General features: G+C 61.2%; 19 protein-coding genes. 16 read left to right on the plus strand and 3 right to left on the minus strand.

The genetic code is table 11. The annotated features are described in order from the left end of the window. Positions 1 to 22 precede the first annotated feature (22 nt). Both fdxA and ruvB read right to left on the minus strand, forming a co-directional pair. Positions 23 to 367: a ferredoxin FdxA gene (fdxA, locus tag BSZ35_RS16110; RefSeq protein ID WP_105013398.1), complete on the minus strand. Its 345-nt coding sequence runs from the start codon at positions 365 to 367 to the stop codon at positions 23 to 25. 222 nt (positions 368 to 589) lie between these two features. Continuing rightward, entirely contained in the window at positions 590 to 1,654 is a 1,065-nt protein-coding gene (gene ruvB, locus BSZ35_RS16115) for a Holliday junction branch migration DNA helicase RuvB (RefSeq protein ID WP_105013399.1), read from the minus strand. Between the two features lie 326 nt (positions 1,655 to 1,980). Between ruvB and rpoN the strand changes: the two genes are divergently transcribed. Beyond that, entirely contained in the window at positions 1,981 to 3,486 is a 1,506-nt protein-coding gene (gene rpoN, locus BSZ35_RS16120; protein ID WP_105013400.1) for an RNA polymerase factor sigma-54, read from the plus strand. A 122-nt stretch (positions 3,487 to 3,608) separates the two neighbouring features. Here the strand turns inward: rpoN and BSZ35_RS16125 are convergent, their stop codons facing one another. After that, positions 3,609 to 4,391 carry a hypothetical protein gene (locus BSZ35_RS16125; RefSeq protein WP_105013401.1) on the minus strand — a complete coding sequence of 261 codons (783 nt, stop codon included), beginning with the start codon at positions 4,389 to 4,391 and terminating at the stop codon, positions 3,609 to 3,611. Between the two features lie 202 nt (positions 4,392 to 4,593). On the opposite strand from BSZ35_RS16125, the gene BSZ35_RS16130 reads away from it, so the two are divergent. The 15 genes from BSZ35_RS16130 to BSZ35_RS16200 all read left to right on the plus strand — a co-directional run bounded on the left by BSZ35_RS16130 (position 4,594) and on the right by BSZ35_RS16200 (position 16,078). After that, positions 4,594 to 4,800 (plus strand): heavy-metal-associated domain-containing protein, encoded by a 207-nt coding sequence (locus BSZ35_RS16130; RefSeq protein ID WP_181149379.1) that lies wholly within the window; start codon positions 4,594 to 4,596, stop codon positions 4,798 to 4,800. Between the two features lie 27 nt (positions 4,801 to 4,827). Beyond that, the gene (locus tag BSZ35_RS16135; protein WP_105013403.1) at positions 4,828 to 5,106 is read left to right on the plus strand and encodes a metal-sensitive transcriptional regulator; all 279 of its coding nucleotides are present in this window, start codon (positions 4,828 to 4,830) and stop codon (positions 5,104 to 5,106) included. A gap of 82 nt (positions 5,107 to 5,188) precedes the next feature. Continuing rightward, on the plus strand, positions 5,189 to 7,813 hold the full coding sequence (locus BSZ35_RS16140) for a heavy metal translocating P-type ATPase (protein WP_105013404.1): 2,625 nt from the start codon (positions 5,189 to 5,191) through the stop codon (positions 7,811 to 7,813). A gap of 58 nt (positions 7,814 to 7,871) precedes the next feature. Next, positions 7,872 to 8,810, plus strand: coding sequence for an alpha/beta hydrolase (locus BSZ35_RS16145; RefSeq protein ID WP_181149380.1), 939 nt, complete (start codon positions 7,872 to 7,874; stop codon positions 8,808 to 8,810). Between the two features lie 116 nt (positions 8,811 to 8,926). Then, on the plus strand, positions 8,927 to 9,193 hold the full coding sequence (locus tag BSZ35_RS16150) for a thioredoxin family protein (protein ID WP_105013406.1): 267 nt from the start codon (positions 8,927 to 8,929) through the stop codon (positions 9,191 to 9,193). Positions 9,194 to 9,220: 27 nt separating this feature from the next. Then, positions 9,221 to 9,658: a heavy metal-responsive transcriptional regulator gene (locus tag BSZ35_RS16155; protein WP_105013407.1), complete on the plus strand. Its 438-nt coding sequence runs from the start codon at positions 9,221 to 9,223 to the stop codon at positions 9,656 to 9,658. A 2-nt stretch (positions 9,659 to 9,660) separates the two neighbouring features. Continuing rightward, the gene (locus BSZ35_RS20240) at positions 9,661 to 10,305 is read left to right on the plus strand and encodes a mercuric transporter MerT family protein (RefSeq protein WP_105013408.1); all 645 of its coding nucleotides are present in this window, start codon (positions 9,661 to 9,663) and stop codon (positions 10,303 to 10,305) included. Positions 10,306 to 10,316: 11 nt separating this feature from the next. Beyond that, positions 10,317 to 10,523, plus strand: coding sequence for a GDCCVxC domain-containing (seleno)protein (locus BSZ35_RS20080; RefSeq protein ID WP_105013891.1), 207 nt, complete (start codon positions 10,317 to 10,319; stop codon positions 10,521 to 10,523). 120 nt (positions 10,524 to 10,643) lie between these two features. Then, positions 10,644 to 11,876 (plus strand): permease, encoded by a 1,233-nt coding sequence (locus tag BSZ35_RS16170; protein ID WP_105013409.1) that lies wholly within the window; start codon positions 10,644 to 10,646, stop codon positions 11,874 to 11,876. A 24-nt stretch (positions 11,877 to 11,900) separates the two neighbouring features. Further along, positions 11,901 to 12,323: a hypothetical protein gene (locus BSZ35_RS16175; RefSeq protein ID WP_105013410.1), complete on the plus strand. Its 423-nt coding sequence runs from the start codon at positions 11,901 to 11,903 to the stop codon at positions 12,321 to 12,323. Positions 12,324 to 12,359: 36 nt separating this feature from the next. Further along, a complete protein-coding gene (locus tag BSZ35_RS16180; RefSeq protein WP_105013411.1) occupies positions 12,360 to 13,406 on the plus strand; it encodes a DUF2231 domain-containing protein in 1,047 nt (348 codons plus the stop codon). A gap of 235 nt (positions 13,407 to 13,641) precedes the next feature. Then, positions 13,642 to 14,067, plus strand: a complete 426-nt coding sequence (locus BSZ35_RS16185) for a hypothetical protein (protein WP_146110134.1) — start codon at positions 13,642 to 13,644, stop codon at positions 14,065 to 14,067. 134 nt (positions 14,068 to 14,201) lie between these two features. Further along, entirely contained in the window at positions 14,202 to 14,969 is a 768-nt protein-coding gene (locus BSZ35_RS16190) for a Spy/CpxP family protein refolding chaperone (protein ID WP_105013892.1), read from the plus strand. A gap of 181 nt (positions 14,970 to 15,150) precedes the next feature. After that, positions 15,151 to 15,780, plus strand: coding sequence for a hypothetical protein (locus BSZ35_RS16195; protein ID WP_146110135.1), 630 nt, complete (start codon positions 15,151 to 15,153; stop codon positions 15,778 to 15,780). Between the two features lie 73 nt (positions 15,781 to 15,853). Next, positions 15,854 to 16,078 (plus strand): SHOCT domain-containing protein, encoded by a 225-nt coding sequence (locus BSZ35_RS16200; protein WP_105013893.1) that lies wholly within the window; start codon positions 15,854 to 15,856, stop codon positions 16,076 to 16,078. Positions 16,079 to 16,081: the final 3 nt, after the last annotated feature.

Below are 16,081 nucleotides of genomic sequence, written 5' to 3' on the forward strand. Positions count from 1 at the left end.
GTCATTCCACACCTGCCGCGGTTTACACGTCCCACGTCAGGATGTCCTGCTCAGACTTGTCGGCGTCCTCCCACTCTTCCGCATTTTCGAGCGGGCCGGACGTTTCAGTGATGTTGTAGCCGAGCTCGCGCCACTGATTGGCCAGATACTCGTTCCACTGGATATAGTGCTCGTACTCTTCCGGCAGCTGATCGTCCGGGTAGATGGCCTCTACGGGGCACACCGGTACGCAGGCGTTGCAGTCGATGCATTCGTCGGGCTGGATGGCCAGAAAGTTCGGGCCCTCGTAAAAGCAATCGACGGGGCAGACCTCCACGCAGTCGGTGTACTTGCAATTGATGCAGGGCTCGGTAACGACGTACGGCATGTGGGGTGGGTGTTGAAAGGTTCGGGTTGGGCGTTTCGCGTGATGCGTTGGCTGCCGGGAACGGACTGAGCGAGAACGAACGCCGGTAGCTGATAGGTGTGGTGCGGTCTTCGGTTCCTGAGGCGGAAAGGGGTAACTGGGACTTCACCCGGGAGTAGGGATGAGGGAGACAGGGAGAAGGAAGCACGACAAAATGCTACGAGTGTCCATGCGCCTCGATCGTCAGGCGTTGTCGCTGCTGGCCGAGGAACGAGAGCCGTCCTGGTCGAAGAGGTCAGCACTGGAGGTGGACGAGCGATCGAAGTGGTCGTAGGCACGCTGCAGGGCGACGCGCCCACGGGGCGTCCGCTCCATGAAGCCCTCCTGGATCAGATACGGCTCGTAGACCTCCTCCAGGGTGCCCGATTCTTCACCGACGGACACGGCCAAGTTTTTGAGCCCGGTCGGTCCCCCGTCGAAGTTATCAATCAGCGTGAGGAGGATGCGGGTATCCATGTCGTCGAGGCCGGCCTCGTCCACGTCAAGGGCGTTGAGGGCCCGGTCGGCAATTTCCTTCGTGATCTCACCGTCGCCTTCGACCTCAGCAAAGTCACGTGTGCGGCGGAGGAGGCGATTGGCCACGCGGGGCGTGCCGCGGCTCCGGCGCGCGATTTCGAAGGCCCCTTCGTCGGTCGTGCCGACGTCCAGAATTCGGGCCGAGCGTTGCGTGATGGCCTGCAGCACCTCGGCCGAGTAGTAGTCGTACCGAAAGTCGATGCCGAAGCGGGCGCGGAGGGGAGCGGTAAGCAGACCCTTGCGGGTCGTGGCGCCCACGAGGGTAAAGGGGGGAAGGTCGATTTGCACCGTGCGGGCGTTCGGGCCCTGGTCGATTACGATGTCGATGCGGTAGTCTTCCATCGCCGAGTAGAGGTACTCCTCCACGACCGGGCTGAGGCGGTGGATCTCGTCGATGAAGAGCAGGTCGCCCTCCTCCAGGTTTGTGAGTACCCCCGCGATGTCGGCCGGCTTTTCGAGGACGGGACCGCTGGAGGTCCGGATGCGGGCGCTCATTTCGTTGGCGATGATGTGCGCTAGGGTCGTCTTCCCTAACCCCGGGGGCCCTGAGAGGAGTACGTGGTCGAGCGTTTCGCCGCGTTGGAGGGCCGCCGTCATGAAGACGTTCAGGTTTTCCTTGATCTTTTCCTGCCCGATAAACTCATCGAGCGATTGCGGCCGCAGCAGCTTTTCGACGTCGGTTTCGGAGCGGGCGGCCTCGGGATTCAGGGCGTCGGAGCGGGCGTCACTCATGGGCGAGTGGACGGAAGGGCGGGTGCGGAAAGAGGCGAGAGTGAATCTGTAGATTCAAGCAGGTACCGGGGGCAGGGTTTCATGTGTACGATTTGTGTGATCGAACGGTGGGGAATGGGATCTGGGCGCGAGGCGGGTCGGGTCCTGCATTTCAAAAACTTTCGATTGGAAAAAGCGTAGACATCACCGAGTTGCGGAATGAATTTTGCCCACTTATTTCGGTTTCTCCATTCTCATCCGTTCCTTGCATCATCCGATCGCCGCATTCTGCGGAGCGTCGGATGTTGTGCCGTCCGTTCTGACGTACCAATCCCACGGCCGATTCTATGCTTGAGCTCAAACAGGAACAGGAACTCCAGCAGAAGCTTTCCCCGCAGCAGATTCAGTACATCAAACTGCTGCAGCTCAATACGCTGGATCTTGACCAGCGCATCAAGGAGGAGCTGGAAGAGAATCCCCTGTTGGAAGAGGGGCTTGATGAGGAAGAGCAACGGGAGGAGGAAGAGCTCGACGCGACCGCCGAGGAGATGGAAAACGAGCTCGACACGGAGGAAGAGGAGGAATTCGACGTGGAAGACCTCCTCAACAATACCGACGACATGTACGGGTACAACAGTCCCGGCTACGACGCGGATGAGGAAGACCGTGATCGGCCCATGCCGGCCGACCAAACACTGGCCGAGCAGTTGCAGGATCAGATCTCGTTTCTGAACCTGGACGAGACGGACGAAATTATTGCCGATCAGATCATCGGCTCGATTGATGAAGACGGGTACTTGCGGCGTGAACTGGAGTCGATTATCGACGATATACTCTTTAATCAGGGCGTAGAGGTGACGGAGGCGGAGGTCGAAGAGGTGCTCACGCAGGTGCAGTCGCTCGACCCGGCGGGCATCGCCGCGCGCGATCTGCAGGAATGCCTTCTGCTCCAACTTTACCGCATGTCGGAAGACGTCGATGGGCGTCAGACAGCCATCGAAATGCTGGAGGACCACTATGAGGCCTTCACGATGAAGCACTTCGATAAGTTGAAGAAGCGCCTCGACGTGAACGACAAGGAGCTGAAGGCGGCGTTCGATCTCATCCGTCAGCGTCTCGATCCGAAACCGGGCGAGGGGGAGTTTTCAGAGGAGACCAACTACATCACGCCCGACTTTACGGTGCGGTACGTCGACGGGGAGTTCGTCATTACCCTGAATGGCCGCAACGCGCCGGATCTACACATCTCGCGTCACTATCGCAAGATGCTGGAGAAACTTAAGGCGCAGAAGAAGTCCGACGAGGACGGTGACATCGACGAGGAGACTCGTCAGTTCCTCAAGTCGAAATTCGACTCTGCCCGCTGGTTCATCAATTCTATCAATCAGCGCCGGCATACCATGTCGCTGGTGATGGATGCGATCGTGCAGCTACAGAAGGATTTCTTTCGGTACGGCGAGGGACACCTGAAGCCGATGATTCTGAAGGATATAGCCGAGATCATCGACATGGACATTTCCACCGTGAGCCGCGTGGTGAACGGGAAGTACGTGCAGACGGAATGGGGAGTTTATGAGCTTAAGTACTTCTTCTCGGAAGGGCTGGAGACGGTGGATGGGGAGGAGGTTTCAAACAAAGAGGTGAAGGCCGAATTGCAGCGGATCGTGGACGACGAGGATAAGACCGATCCGATGTCCGATCAGGAGTTGGCCGATGCGCTGGAGGAGCAGGGCTTTAAGATTGCGCGTAGAACGGTATCAAAGTACCGGAAGCATCTTGGCATTCCGGTGGCCCGGCTCCGCAAGGAAATTGTTATTGAGGAGGGAGAAGACGAGGCAGGAAGAGATGCGTGATTGTGTGATGCGTGAACATGCTTTTCTATTCATCACGCTTCACTTAATCATGTCGTGGTTCTCCAAATGAGGCCGGAACGGGAAGAGCGATTTCTCTAGGTTCCGGGGCTCGCTCCGAGCAATCAGGGACGCAGGTAGGAAATCGACAGCGTGAGTCCCCCGAAGGGTACAAATTCGCTGTTCTGCACGAGGTCGTTCAGGGAGGTGCCCACGAGGAGACCCGGCTGAACCCAGTTCCAGTTCCCCATGACCGAAAGGACGGCGTGGTGTTGCGTCGTGGCCGGCGTGGTGAGAAGGGCGCGACCGGTGAGGGTGAGCCCGGTGATGAACCGGTCGGTTTCACGCCATAATTGAGCGTCGTAGTGGGCGCGCCAATCCCGTGGGATGGAGGGCGTGGTGTAGGACGCATAGCCGAGGCCTGCACGGAAGCGTGCCGTCGAAAATCGTCCGATCTCCGTTCGCCAGTTGAGTAAACCGGTAATCGATACCTCATCGGATCCGAAGGCCGGGACGCGACCCATGTCGGCAGTGCCCCCGATGAGAGAAGCATTGTTGGCTGGAGCAGTAGGCACTCGGACGCCGATCTCGAAGAGGAAGGGAATCCTGGTACTGCTAAGTCCAAGACCGACGAACGGATTGCCGATCGCGGTGGAGGAGTTCACGCCGCTCGTATTGGAAGCGTAGCGGGCAAATGGAAGCTCGGTGGCCAGCTCCACGTTGTCGCTGAGGGAAACGGTCCAGGTGAAAAACGAGGCGCCGGACAGGGGAGCGACATCGTCGTCTGCATCCGGCACGATCGCTTCAAGGGCGATCTGGTTCGGCTGGTAGGGGCGCGACCAGAGCGTTTGTGCGCTGGCGGGCGCGACACAAAGACAGAGAAGGGCAACGGCGAGACAGGTGCGCATGAGGGAAAGAAGGGAGGGTCCGCTGAAAAAGCGCAGAGCGTCTTCAATGGGGGTGGGAAAAGGAAGTTCAGTTTCCGGGAGGAAAACAGAGTAAGATTCGAGAGGTCAGTGTGCCGGCCACCCCGGACGATCGAAACACCTGACTCGGGTAGGGGTAGGGGGTATACCCTTCTAAGTTCGACAAATTCCCCTAATGCTTGACATGAGTACACAGACCCTTACCATCGACGGTATGCACTGTGAGCACTGCGTCGAGGCTGTTCGGGAGGCCCTGGAATCGGTACGAGGCGTATCGGTGGAGCACGTGGAGGTTGGGCGTGCCGACGTGGCCTACGATCCCTCCGCAGTGTCTGAGGACCAGTTGGCGACGGTGTTAGACGATGTCGGATACGAGCTTTCTTCTGCATAATTTTTTTCCATCGATCCCTGAGAACCGATGCCGATCAGCGACGCTGACCAAGACACCCTGCAGTCTCGCCTCCGCCGCATTGAAGGACAGGTGCGTGGTCTCCAGCGAATGGTGGAGGAGGACCGCTACTGCGGCGACATCCTCGACCAGATTCATTCGGTGCAGCAGGCCCTGAAGTCGGTGGGCCGGGAGATTGCTCGCAATCACCTGGAGACGTGCGTGACCGATGCGATCCGCTCTGGGGACGAAGAGGCAGCCCAAGAGAGCTACGACGAGATCATGGGACTGCTGAAGAAGGAGTTGTAACATAGAGGGGGAAAGGTTGACAAGTTGAAGGTTTCGAGGGGAGTGCTTCTGCTGTCGTATTTTGTCACGAAATCAAATCGCAATGAGTGAGTCGACGACACAGCGTGAGCCGGTTCCACAAAATGAATCTGTGCAGGGCAATGGCGCACCGGCGGGGCAGGATACGTGCTCGGTGCCGCCGTCCGAGACCAACGGAAAGACCTCTGCTCCGGCGGCTGAAGGGCGTCGTCTGACGCTGCCGGTGGAGGGCATGTCGTGTGCTTCCTGCGCGCAGAGAGTCGAAGGCGCGCTGGCCAACGTGGATGGGGTCACGGGCGCGTCCGTCAATTTTGCCACCGAGCGGGCAGAGGTGTCCGTTGATGATTCTGAGGCTTGCGTCCGGGAGCTTGTCGAGGCCATTGAGGACAGCGGCTACGACGTGCGCACAGCCGAGACGACCTTCACGGTGCAGGGGATGAGTTGTGCGTCGTGTGTCTCCCGTGTTGAGGACGCGATTGCGGCCCTGGACGGCGTACTGGAGACGAACGTGAATCTCGCCACCGACCGCGCCACGGTGCGCTACGTGCCCGGGACGGTGGCACCAGCCGATGTGACGACGGCGATTCGTGACGCCGGGTACGACGTGGTGGACACGGACGGGGGCGGCGACCGGTCGGACGTGGAGAAGCAGGCCCGCGAGGAGGAAAAGCAGTCGATGAAACGGCGCTTTTTCTGGGCGCTGGCCTTCGCTATCCCCGTTTTCGTGCTGGAGATGGGGTTCATGCACGTTCCGACCATGAAGGCCTGGATCACCGAGCAGGTGTCCACGCAAACGCTTTACTACGTGCTCTTTGCGCTTACGTCCGTCGTGCAGTTTGGGCCGGGGCTCTACTTCTACAAGCACGGCTGGCCGGCGCTTCGGAATTGGAGTCCGGACATGAACACGCTCGTGATGATCGGGACCTCGGCGGCGTACGGCTACTCGGTTGTCGCCACGTTCCTTCCGAGCGTACTGCCGGAAGGCACGGTGCACGTCTACTACGAGGCCGCCGCGACGATTGTAACGCTCATCCTGGCGGGCAACTATATGGAGGCCCTCGCGAAAGGCCGCGCGAGCGACGCCATCCGCGCCCTGCTGAATCTGCAGGCCACGACCGCTCGGGTCGTGCGCGACGGCAGCGAGGAGGAGATTGACGTGCGCGACGTGGTGCCGGGCGACGTGATCCGCGTGCGGCCCGGCGAGAAGGTGCCGGTCGACGGCGAGGTGATCGGCGGCTCCTCGTACGTCGACGAATCGATGGTGACCGGCGAGCCCGATCCGGTGAGCAAGGGGGAGGGCGACGAGGTGGTGGGCGGCACGATCAACAAGACCGGCAGCTTCACCTTCCGCGCCACCCGCGTGGGGGAGGAGACGGTCCTCTCCCAGATTGTGGAGATGGTGGAGGAGGCTCAGGGCTCTGCTCCCCCCATTCAGTCGCTGGCCGATCGTGTGGTCAAGGTGTTCGTGCCTTTCGTTCTCGCGACGGCGGCCATCACGTTCGCCATCTGGATGGCGTTTGGCCCGGACCCGGTGCTCACGTACGCACTGGTGACGGCCGTGTCGGTCCTCATCATTGCCTGCCCGTGCGCGATGGGCATCGCCACGCCGATCTCGGTGATGGTGGGCACGGGCCGCGCCGCCGAACTGGGCGTGTACGTGCGGGAGGGCGAGGCCCTGCAGGCGCTCCACACCGCCGACATTGTCGCGCTCGACAAGACGGGCACCCTTACGAAGGGGCAGCCCGAAGTCACGGATTTCCGTCCGCACAATGGCTTTGACGAAGAGGACCTGCTGCGCTGGGTCGCGAGTGTCGAGACGCAGTCCGAGCACCCGATCGGCGAGGCGATCGTGGCACGGGCACAGGAGCGGGAGCTGGACCTGCCGGACGCCACGGACTTCGACGCCATCCCGGGGCACGGTGTACAGGCGACCGTCGAGGGACGGACGATCGCCGTTGGGGCGGCACGCCTCATGGATCGGCTGGACGTGTCGCTGGACGGGCAGGAGGCCGTCGCGGACGAACTGGCCAATGCCGCCAAGACGCCGCTCTACGTGGCGGTAGATGGACAGCTGGCCGCTATCGTCGCTGTGGCGGATCCGATCAAGGACTCGACGCCCGCTGCGCTCGACGCCCTGCACGAGCTCGGCATCGAGGTAGCCATGATTACCGGCGACGACGAGCGAACCGCGCAGGCCATCGCCCGCGAGCTTGGCATCGACCGCGTGCAGGCCGAGGTGCTGCCCGAGGACAAGGCGGAGGCCATCAAGTCGTTCCAGGCGGACGGGCAGACGGTCGCGTTCGTCGGGGACGGCATCAACGACGCGCCGGCCCTCGCCACGGCCGACGTGGGCATTGCCATCGGTACCGGCACGGACGTGGCCATCGAAAGCGGCGACATCGTGCTGATGTCCGGCGACCTGCGCGGCGTGCCGAACGCGGTGCATCTGTCGCAGCACACGCTCCGCAACATTAAGCAGAATCTGTTCTGGGCGTTCGCCTACAACGTCGTTCTGATTCCAGTGGCGGCCGGTGTGCTGTATCCGTCCTTTGGCCTGTTGCTCTCGCCTGCCCTGGCGGCCCTCGCAATGGTCTTTTCGGACCTGTTCGTGATTGGCAATGCGTTGCGCCTGCGGCGTCTGGAGGTGGCCGTCGGAACGGAGACGACCGCTGCTTCCGCGGCGGCATAACCCGTCAGGCAGGGGGAGTACTGCCCGTCGTGTTGCTGCAGTAGACCGCGACAATGGCATGATCAACCCAGATCGGCCAGAGGGATACGTGTCGTTTGACCGGGTGCACGACACCCTTCCCGAACCGACGCCCGTTGAGGTTTCCGGGGACGTGACGCTGAACATCCTCCACGTCTCGGGGCCTGCCCCCGCCCTCGTGTTTGTCCATGGCGGGCTCGGCTCGCTCTGGAACCCCTATCCGCAGCTACATGCATTTCGAGGGGAGCAGGAGCTTCTGACGTACGCCCTGGCGGGAAACGGCGAGTCCTCGTACCGCCCCGCCCAGTCGATCGAAGGGCACGTGGCCGACTTGAAGCATCTGCTTGATGTGGTAGGCGTTGATCGTCCCATTCTCCATGGGCACAGTTATGGCACGGCAATAGCGATCGAATACGCGAAGCGGCATCCGGTACGGGGACTCGTGCTACACGCCGGGGGCGACCACGACCTGACGCCTGCGTGGGAAAAGCCACTGCTGCGACTCTTTTTGGCCCTTCGACTCTACCGGCTGCTCGGCCGCAACGCACTCATGGACGTCCTTGCGCGCTGGGTTGCCTGTCACGACGATACGCCCCAGGCCGTAATCAACGACATTCTGCAGTCGAACCCGATGCCCCGTCGCCGATCGGCGTGGCGCACCGTGACCGAGGCGTTTTGGGGCTACGACGGGCGCGACGATCTCGACTGCATCGAGGCCCCGACCCTCGTGCTACACGGCCCGGCTGACCGGATCGTCCCAATCGATGTTGCCCGAGAGACGGCCCGGCGCCTTCCGGAGGCGGTCTTTTGCCGGATCCAGCGCACGGGCCACGTCGCCATGATGGAGCGACCGATCGTCTACAACCGATTGCTCCGTGCCCTCGTCCGGGCCGTTCAGACGAGTCGGGACTTGGACGCCGTTCTGCAGGGGATTGAGGAGGTTCAGCGACGCGATCGGGGGTGGTACGTTGCTGAGTAGTAGATCCGTTTTGTCTCTCAGAGTGTGAAAATTTGGAAACGCAACGAAACGCTGTACCATGGTACAGCCCGTGTGAGGGAGTGCATCCATTTTCCCTCCAAACCGTCCCTAGAGCAATGGCTGATACTCGAACCGTCGAGGTCTTCACTGCCGGCTGTCCTCTCTGCTCCGACATCGTGAGTCTGGTGCAGGACCTCGCGTGCGACTCCTGTGACGTACACACTGTGAACCTTCAAGAAGACGACGGCCACCGACGCGCCCGGGAGGTAGGCGTCGAAACCGTCCCCGCCGTGGCCGTCAATGGCACGCTTGCGGATTGTTGTCGGGGGGGCGGCGTCAACGAAGACGACCTGCGCGCTGCCGGTGTGGGGAAACCTCTCTAATCGTTTCTTTCAAACGGTTCTGTTTTTATGGATGGCATGACCCGCGGGGAGGTGGCCGAAAAGGCCGGCGTGAATCCCGAAACGCTCCGCTACTATGAGCGAAAAGAGCTCATTCCCAAACCACCCCGTTCAGATGGCGGCTTTCGCCTGTATGGCGACAGCTACGTCGATCGACTCCGTTTCATTCAGCGGGCAAAAGACCTCGGCTTCACGCTTGCGGAGATCAAAGATCTTCTGGAGTTGCGCGTCGACGACGAGGCGACGTGTCGCGACGTGAAGGTCCAGACCGAGGAAAAGATCGACGAGGTCGAAGAGAAAATCCGAGCCCTAGAACGCATCCGGAAGGCCCTCACACAACTAGCCGCGGATTGTGAAGCCAGTCAAGGGCCGACCAGCGAGTGTCCGATCCTCGATGCCATGGCAAATGAGAATGCACTGAACCTGAACGCTTCCAACTCGACGTGAATATGCAGGAGTCCTCGAACGCCGATACGAATTGGAGCCTCGGGACAGCGATCGGGGCGGCCCTCGGCGCCTCGGCCTGTTGCACGATTCCACTTGCCCTGGTGAGCTTTGGCGTTGGCGGGGCGTGGATCGGCAGCCTCACCGCTCTCGCGCCGTACCGCTGGCTGTTCGTCGGTCTTGCCCTCAGTGCTCTTGGCTATGCCGGGTACAACGAGTGGAAGATGAGCCGACGGACGGACTGCAACTGTGACACCGTTGTTTCCTCGACGACGCGCCGGACACTGTTGGGAACGGGCTCCCTGGCGGTGGTCCTTCTCATCGTGAGTCCCTGGGTGTTCGGGGGGGTGTCTCCTGCTCCATCTCACCAGATTCCCACGACTGGGGCCGGATCGACGGCAGCCTCCGAGTCGAGCACTCCAGCCTCGTTCCGGCAGGTCGTTCTAGAGGTAGAGGGCATGACCTGCAAGACCTGTCCCGTCACCGTGCGAAGGGCGCTCAGCGACGTTCAGGGCGTCTACAGCGCGAAGGCGACGTTTGAGCCCCCGCAGGCTGTCGTCCGCTTCGATCCGGAGACGACCTCGGTCGAGACGTTGACCCAGGCGACCAAAAATGCCGGCTTCCCGTCCCGCCCCAAGTCCAACTCCTAGCCGTGCGGACGATCCAGACGATTTCCACCATCACCTGTCCGGAGTGTGGAGCCGAAGCGGAGGCAGACATGCCCACGGACAGTTGTCAATTCTTCTGGACGTGCGACGAGTGTGACACGACGCTCCGGCCCCAGCCGGGCGACTGCTGTGTCTTTTGCTCCTATGGGAGCGTCCCGTGTCCACCAGTGCAACGAGATGAAGGATGCGGGAGAACGTAGAGAAATCAAGACTGTCTATAGAGGGAAACGTGGGGTACCCCCTAGGGGTATGGGGTATGCGAGATGAGAAAGACGACTTCTTTCCTCCTCAGCATCCTCTAAAAATCCCACTCCCACTCGATGAGCAGTTCGATTTGGGCCTGGTACGGCGAAGCGGCGAAAACGGCCGTCGGGTTTTTCTGGAAGAGCGGCTGGGCATTTGTGCTCGGCTACACCATCAGCGCCATGATTCAATCCTTCGTGCCGAAGGCGCGGCTCACGAAGTATATGGGCGCGCCGGACGCGGAGAGCATCGGGCTATCCACGATCTTCGGAGCAGCCTCTTCGTCCTGCTCGTTTGCGGCACTGGCCGCAGCCCGCTCGCTGGTGGCGAAAGGGGCGCACTTCGTGAGTGCCGTGGCGTTCATGTTTGCCTCGACGAACCTCGTGATCGAGCTTGGCATCCTCATTCTCATCTTTCTCGGGCCGCAGTACCTTGCCGCCGAGATTGTCGGCGGACTGCTGCTCATCGCCATTTCCAGCCTGCTGATCCGGTGGACCTATCCGTCCGACTGGATTGAGACTGCTCGCAAGAAGGCGGAAGAGGGGGCGCCGGACATGGAGGACGACTTCGACTGGAAGGAGCGCATCCGGAGCCGGATGGGCTGGCACATGGTCGGCAAGTCGTTCGTCGACGAGTGGAAGATGGTGTGGGAGGAGATCCTGATTGGTTTCACGGTGGCCGGCTTCGTGGCCGTTCTTGTGCCCCAGAGCTTCTGGGAGGCCCTCTTCCTGACCAACTTCCAGGGCCAGTTGCCTGCGTGGCTGATTGCCCTCGAAAATGCTGTTGTTGCCCCGTTCGTGGCGGCGGCCACCTTCATCGGATCGATGGGCAACATCCCGCTGGCCACCGTCCTGGCATCGAACGGCGTTCTCTTCGCCGGCATCATGGGCTTCATCTACTCCGACCTGATGGTGCCCCCGCTCGTCGCGGCCAACGCCAAGTATTACGGTTGGCGCGTCGCGCTCTACATCGCCGGAATTATGTTCGTGAGCATCGTGGCGACGGCGTTGCTACTGGACGGGGCCTTCGCTCTCGCCGGGTGGACGCCGCAGGGTGCTCGTGAGATCGCTGGCCTGACTCAGTTCAAAATCGACTACACCTTCTGGATGAACGTCGTCTCGGTGGCGGTGGTCGGCGGCCAGATGTATCTTCGTCGCCAGCACCGACAGATGCACGAGGGAGGGCATGGTGGGCATGACCACGATCATGGGGAGGATGGGGTATCAATCAAGCGGCTCGTCGTGTATCTCTTCATCGCCGTGCTCGTCGGCGGTCTCGTGGCCTTTGCTCTGACGGGCGGCACTGCGTAACCTCGATCCCAACCTCTGAGTCTCATGGAGATCATTGCCGGACTGATTGCGACAATAGCCATCGTTGCGCTGGGATACGCCACCCGTCAGGGCCGGTCCCTGTCGTTCTACAGCAGCGTGCTGATTGTCATTGCGTTGGGCTACGTGTTATTTGCAGCAATGGCAGGCACGCCGCGCAAAATTGGGATTGAGAGCGCGATTGCCGCCGGATTCATCGTCATTGCTGTGGCGGCGGCGCGGTGGGGGACTGTGCGCACGGCCGGGTGGTTGATGGCCGCCGGGCTCACTGCGCACGGGGTGTACGACCTCGTGCATTCCAGTGTCGTGACGAATCCGGTGGTGCCTGCCTGGTGGCCGCTGTTCTGCGGCGTTGTCGACATTCTCCTCGGCGGATGGGTGCTTGTACTATTGAGACGCGACAGGTTGATGGCCCCACCTGCGGAGTGAGCCATTCGTTCTCTTTGACGATTTCCGATTCGACTCATGGAACTGATTCCAGAGTGGGCGCCCAACCTTCACCCGATGCTCGTTCACTTCCCGATTGCGCTCCTTCTAGGCGCAATTGGGGCGGATGTGATGGCGCTCGGCCTGCGGCGGTGGGCCGTCCAGCGGCCCTTGAACTGGCTTCGACCGGCCACGGTCGCGCTCTACGTGGCAGGGGCGGTGAGTGCGGTGGTGACTTACTTCACCGGCTCTTGGGCGGCGGACGCGGTGTCGGTGCCCGCCGCGGCGGAGGCCACCCTCAGCGAGCATGCCAATCTCGGATGGTGGACGATGTGGTTCTTCGGGATCTATGCTCTGGTGCGACTCGGAGCGCATCTCTGGCCGAAAACACGCGAGCGAGTCTCTGTTCACGTCGTGCTGTTGCTGGTTGCCCTCGGCGGCGGATATCTGCTCTACGAGACGGGCGAGCACGGTGCGGAGATGGTGTATCGATACGGGGTGGGGGTACAGCAGGCCGAAGCGGAGAGTGCGTCAGTGGAGCCCGGTTTGACGATCGGGGAAAACGGCTGGCAGTGGCAGCCGCAGTCGGACACGGCCTGGACGTCGCGCATGACGTGGCTGGAAGGGCGTCCGACCGACGTGCAGGCGTCACTCGACACCACGAACGCCGGACGTGTCGTCCTCGCGCTCCGGCCGACGGCTCCGGTCACGTTTGTCGTGCCGGATACGCTCGGCGCCGTGCAATTCAGCGCAGAAATGAACCTGGACGGATTTGAGGGCACCGCGTCGCTCCTCCACCACGTGCAGGGGGCGCAATCGTATGATTTCCTCACGGTGGACGGCTCGACGCTGCAGCAGGGGCGCATGACGGATGGCACGCGATCGACGTTTGCCACGAGCACCGTTGACGGGGGCGGTTGGCGGACGATCCGGGCCGTTGGGGACGGCACACACTTTCGCGGATACGTGGACGGAGAAATGATGGTGCACGGGCACGGCGACGCTGCGGAGCCGGGATCGGTGGGGCTCCGCCTGGAGGGGACCGGCACGGTTCGGATTCTTCGTCTTGCGGCGGAATCGTTGTAGTCTCAGGGGAGAGGTCAGCGTCGCTCGTCTTCAGACACCCGAAACGGTGAACATTGATCGAATCCAACACCCTGTACCCGACTATAGGGTTTCGAAAACGGAAACCCTATACCTCACTATAGAAGTATAGAGCAACAGCGTGACACAGAAGGCCTTTCGGGGCCTGCTTCAACGCTCGCGTTGGGGGGCGACACCCCCGAACCTTTTGACAGAGGCGTTTTCCCGTACTGCTACCATGCGCTGCCCAACCCGACATTCTCGGTCACGAATTGCCACCACGCTGGTGTTTTTCATCGGCGTGGGGTTGGTCGGGATCGGGAGCGTCTGTTTGTCTCTTGCGGGCAGTCCGGGGGCCGTGCACGACGCCATCTCGTCCTGCTGCGGTGAGCAGGTTGGCCAGGAGGCCGCCTGCACCGTCGCCTCCGAGTGCCAGGGGGAGGAGGCCGTCGTTTCGCACTCGTCGGCAATTCTGACGAACTCCAGCTGCGGCGTCAAAGCGGATCGCTCTGCTCCGGCGTTCGGAGCCGATGCTCCTTCCGCTCACATAAAGGCCAAAAAGCGGGCGTTGGGCGTCATCCGTTCTTTCTTCTCTCTTGGGTGGACGACGGCATTTTCTCCACCCGTATCTCTCCACCTCCTGTACGAGGTGTTTCTGGATTGAGAAGGTCGGCCTACCCGCATAGGGTCGACTGACTACCTCTTCGATGGAGCGGAGGAGGGGAATCCCCGTCGCGGGGACTCCTACGTTTCCATCCCGCACCCAGACAATACTCGTACCTCAATCCAGAGATGACCATGAAACGCTTAACCATTGCACTTTCGATTCTTCTTACCCTCGGACTTCTCACTCCGATTTCTGCCAGTGCGCAGCACCCGCAGCATCACGGCCAGCGCGGGATGATGGCCCGCTCCGACAGCATGCCCGGCGGGATGATGGGCATGATGCAGGGCGGCATGATGGGCCAGGGCATGATGCAGATGATGCGGGGCATGCACCAGCAGATGATGCAAAACCCCATGCACCGGTCTCACATGACGGCCTTTATGCTGCCGGCCCTCGCAGATACGCTGGGGCTCTCCGACCAGCAGGTCGACCAGATCAACCAGTTCAAGAGCGAGGCGATGAGCCAGCACAGCGAGCACCAAGCGCAGATGAAGGCACAGCGCGAGGAGTTTATGAGCCTGTTTGAGACTGAGGGACAGCCGTCGGCCGAGGCCGTGCGCCAGCACCTGACGGCGATGGCTGAGATGCGAGCGGACCAGCAGGCTGCTATGTACGAAGCATCCCAGCAGATGCGCCAGGTGCTCACCGATGAGCAGCGCACGATGCTCGACAGCCTTCCCCCTCAGCAGAAAATGCGGCAGATGATGTCACGCATGCCCATGAAGGACATGATGCAGATGATGGGATCGATGGGCGGCGGCATGGGAGAGTGCCCGATGGGCGGCGGCATGATGAGCGGCATGCAGGGCATGCCCATGATGCAAGGCATGCATCAGCAGATGATGCAGCAGGGGGGCATGCAGAACATGCCGATGCAGCAAAATCGCCAGAACCAGTAAACGCATCCCGCCGTGGGGAGGAAGACCCGAGGAGGTGGTGTCCTCGGGTCTCCCCTCCGGGTGATGGGCGTGCTCGGCATCAGACCGATATTTCCTTCCCCTTCCAGCCCCCGGAACCATGTCATACCCTTCCTCCAGAGCTCGACGAATGAGACCGTCGGGCAAGAGCTTCGGGGTTCCCGTGATTGTTCTCTTCGCTGCGATTGTGCTCGTACTCACGGGCTGCGACTTTGCTGAAGAAGAACGCGAGTCGCACGATGACCTCTATCCGATGTACGTCGACGGCAATGGAAATGGGGTAAACGACTACGTTGAGAGATCGGGCCATGACAGTGGAGAGGCAGAACAGGCCCGCTCGACCTCGTCCAAGGACATGCCTGGAGGGATGCCGGTGGGGCCTGCCTCGCCCGGACATGCCTTCGTTGACGAAAATGGCGACGGGATTTGTGACTACGCGCAGAACGGAAGTGCTACGTGGCACGGCCCCGGATTCACGGACGAAAACGACAATGGAATTTGTGACTACTGGGACGAAGCGTCGCCCCGGCACCACCGGCACGACGGGATGCAATTCCAGGATCACAACGAGAACCGGATCAACGACTTTTTCGAGGAGGGGACGCATCGGGGGCCAACGCATACGTTCGTCGACGAGAACGGCGATGGGATCTGCGACCACGCTCAGGATGGAAGCTCGACCTGGCACGGCCCGAATTTCGTCGATGAGGATGGGGACGGGCGCCCCGACCCCTGGGAGCCGGGTGGCCGTGGCCACGGCGGTGGTCATCACGGCGGGGATGGAAGGATGTAGGTCATCAATTATAGATTTCGATACATTCAATTTAGAAATTATGTTTGGAGGTGAACATCACATGTTTAACGGAATGCACGATGGATGGATATGGGGGATACACTTTGGGTGGTGGATTATTTGGATTCTCCTGATTGTGGGCGTAGTATGGGCAATCAATCGCGCGCAGTCAGAAAGCACATCTTCCCGTTCACAACGGGAGACGCCGCTGGAAACGCTGAAGCGTCGCTACGCCGAGGGAGAACTCTCGACCGAAGAGTACGAGGAGCGGAAAAAGCGTCTTCAGCGCGATCAGTGACGA

It is taken from the genome of Salinibacter sp. 10B, from assembly GCF_002954405.1.
GTDB lineage: Bacteria > Bacteroidota > Rhodothermia > Rhodothermales > Salinibacteraceae > Salinibacter.

Coding starts and splice junctions, on each gene's coding strand:
- fdxA (WP_105013398.1), bottom strand. CDS start 367: ATGCCGTACGTCGTTACCGAGCCCTGCATCAATTGCAAGTACACCGAC.
- ruvB (WP_105013399.1), bottom strand. CDS start 1,654: ATGAGTGACGCCCGCTCCGACGCCCTGAATCCCGAGGCCGCCCGCTCC.
- rpoN (WP_105013400.1), top strand. CDS start 1,981: ATGCTTGAGCTCAAACAGGAACAGGAACTCCAGCAGAAGCTTTCCCCG.
- BSZ35_RS16125 (WP_105013401.1), bottom strand. CDS start 4,391: ATGCGCACCTGTCTCGCCGTTGCCCTTCTCTGTCTTTGTGTCGCGCCC.
- BSZ35_RS16130 (WP_181149379.1), top strand. CDS start 4,594: ATGAGTACACAGACCCTTACCATCGACGGTATGCACTGTGAGCACTGC.
- BSZ35_RS16135 (WP_105013403.1), top strand. CDS start 4,828: ATGCCGATCAGCGACGCTGACCAAGACACCCTGCAGTCTCGCCTCCGC.
- BSZ35_RS16140 (WP_105013404.1), top strand. CDS start 5,189: ATGAGTGAGTCGACGACACAGCGTGAGCCGGTTCCACAAAATGAATCT.
- BSZ35_RS16145 (WP_181149380.1), top strand. CDS start 7,872: ATGATCAACCCAGATCGGCCAGAGGGATACGTGTCGTTTGACCGGGTG.
- BSZ35_RS16150 (WP_105013406.1), top strand. CDS start 8,927: ATGGCTGATACTCGAACCGTCGAGGTCTTCACTGCCGGCTGTCCTCTC.
- BSZ35_RS16155 (WP_105013407.1), top strand. CDS start 9,221: ATGGATGGCATGACCCGCGGGGAGGTGGCCGAAAAGGCCGGCGTGAAT.
- BSZ35_RS20240 (WP_105013408.1), top strand. CDS start 9,661: ATGCAGGAGTCCTCGAACGCCGATACGAATTGGAGCCTCGGGACAGCG.
- BSZ35_RS16170 (WP_105013409.1), top strand. CDS start 10,644: ATGAGCAGTTCGATTTGGGCCTGGTACGGCGAAGCGGCGAAAACGGCC.
- BSZ35_RS16175 (WP_105013410.1), top strand. CDS start 11,901: ATGGAGATCATTGCCGGACTGATTGCGACAATAGCCATCGTTGCGCTG.
- BSZ35_RS16180 (WP_105013411.1), top strand. CDS start 12,360: ATGGAACTGATTCCAGAGTGGGCGCCCAACCTTCACCCGATGCTCGTT.
- BSZ35_RS16185 (WP_146110134.1), top strand. CDS start 13,642: ATGCGCTGCCCAACCCGACATTCTCGGTCACGAATTGCCACCACGCTG.
- BSZ35_RS16190 (WP_105013892.1), top strand. CDS start 14,202: ATGAAACGCTTAACCATTGCACTTTCGATTCTTCTTACCCTCGGACTT.
- BSZ35_RS16200 (WP_105013893.1), top strand. CDS start 15,854: ATGCACGATGGATGGATATGGGGGATACACTTTGGGTGGTGGATTATT.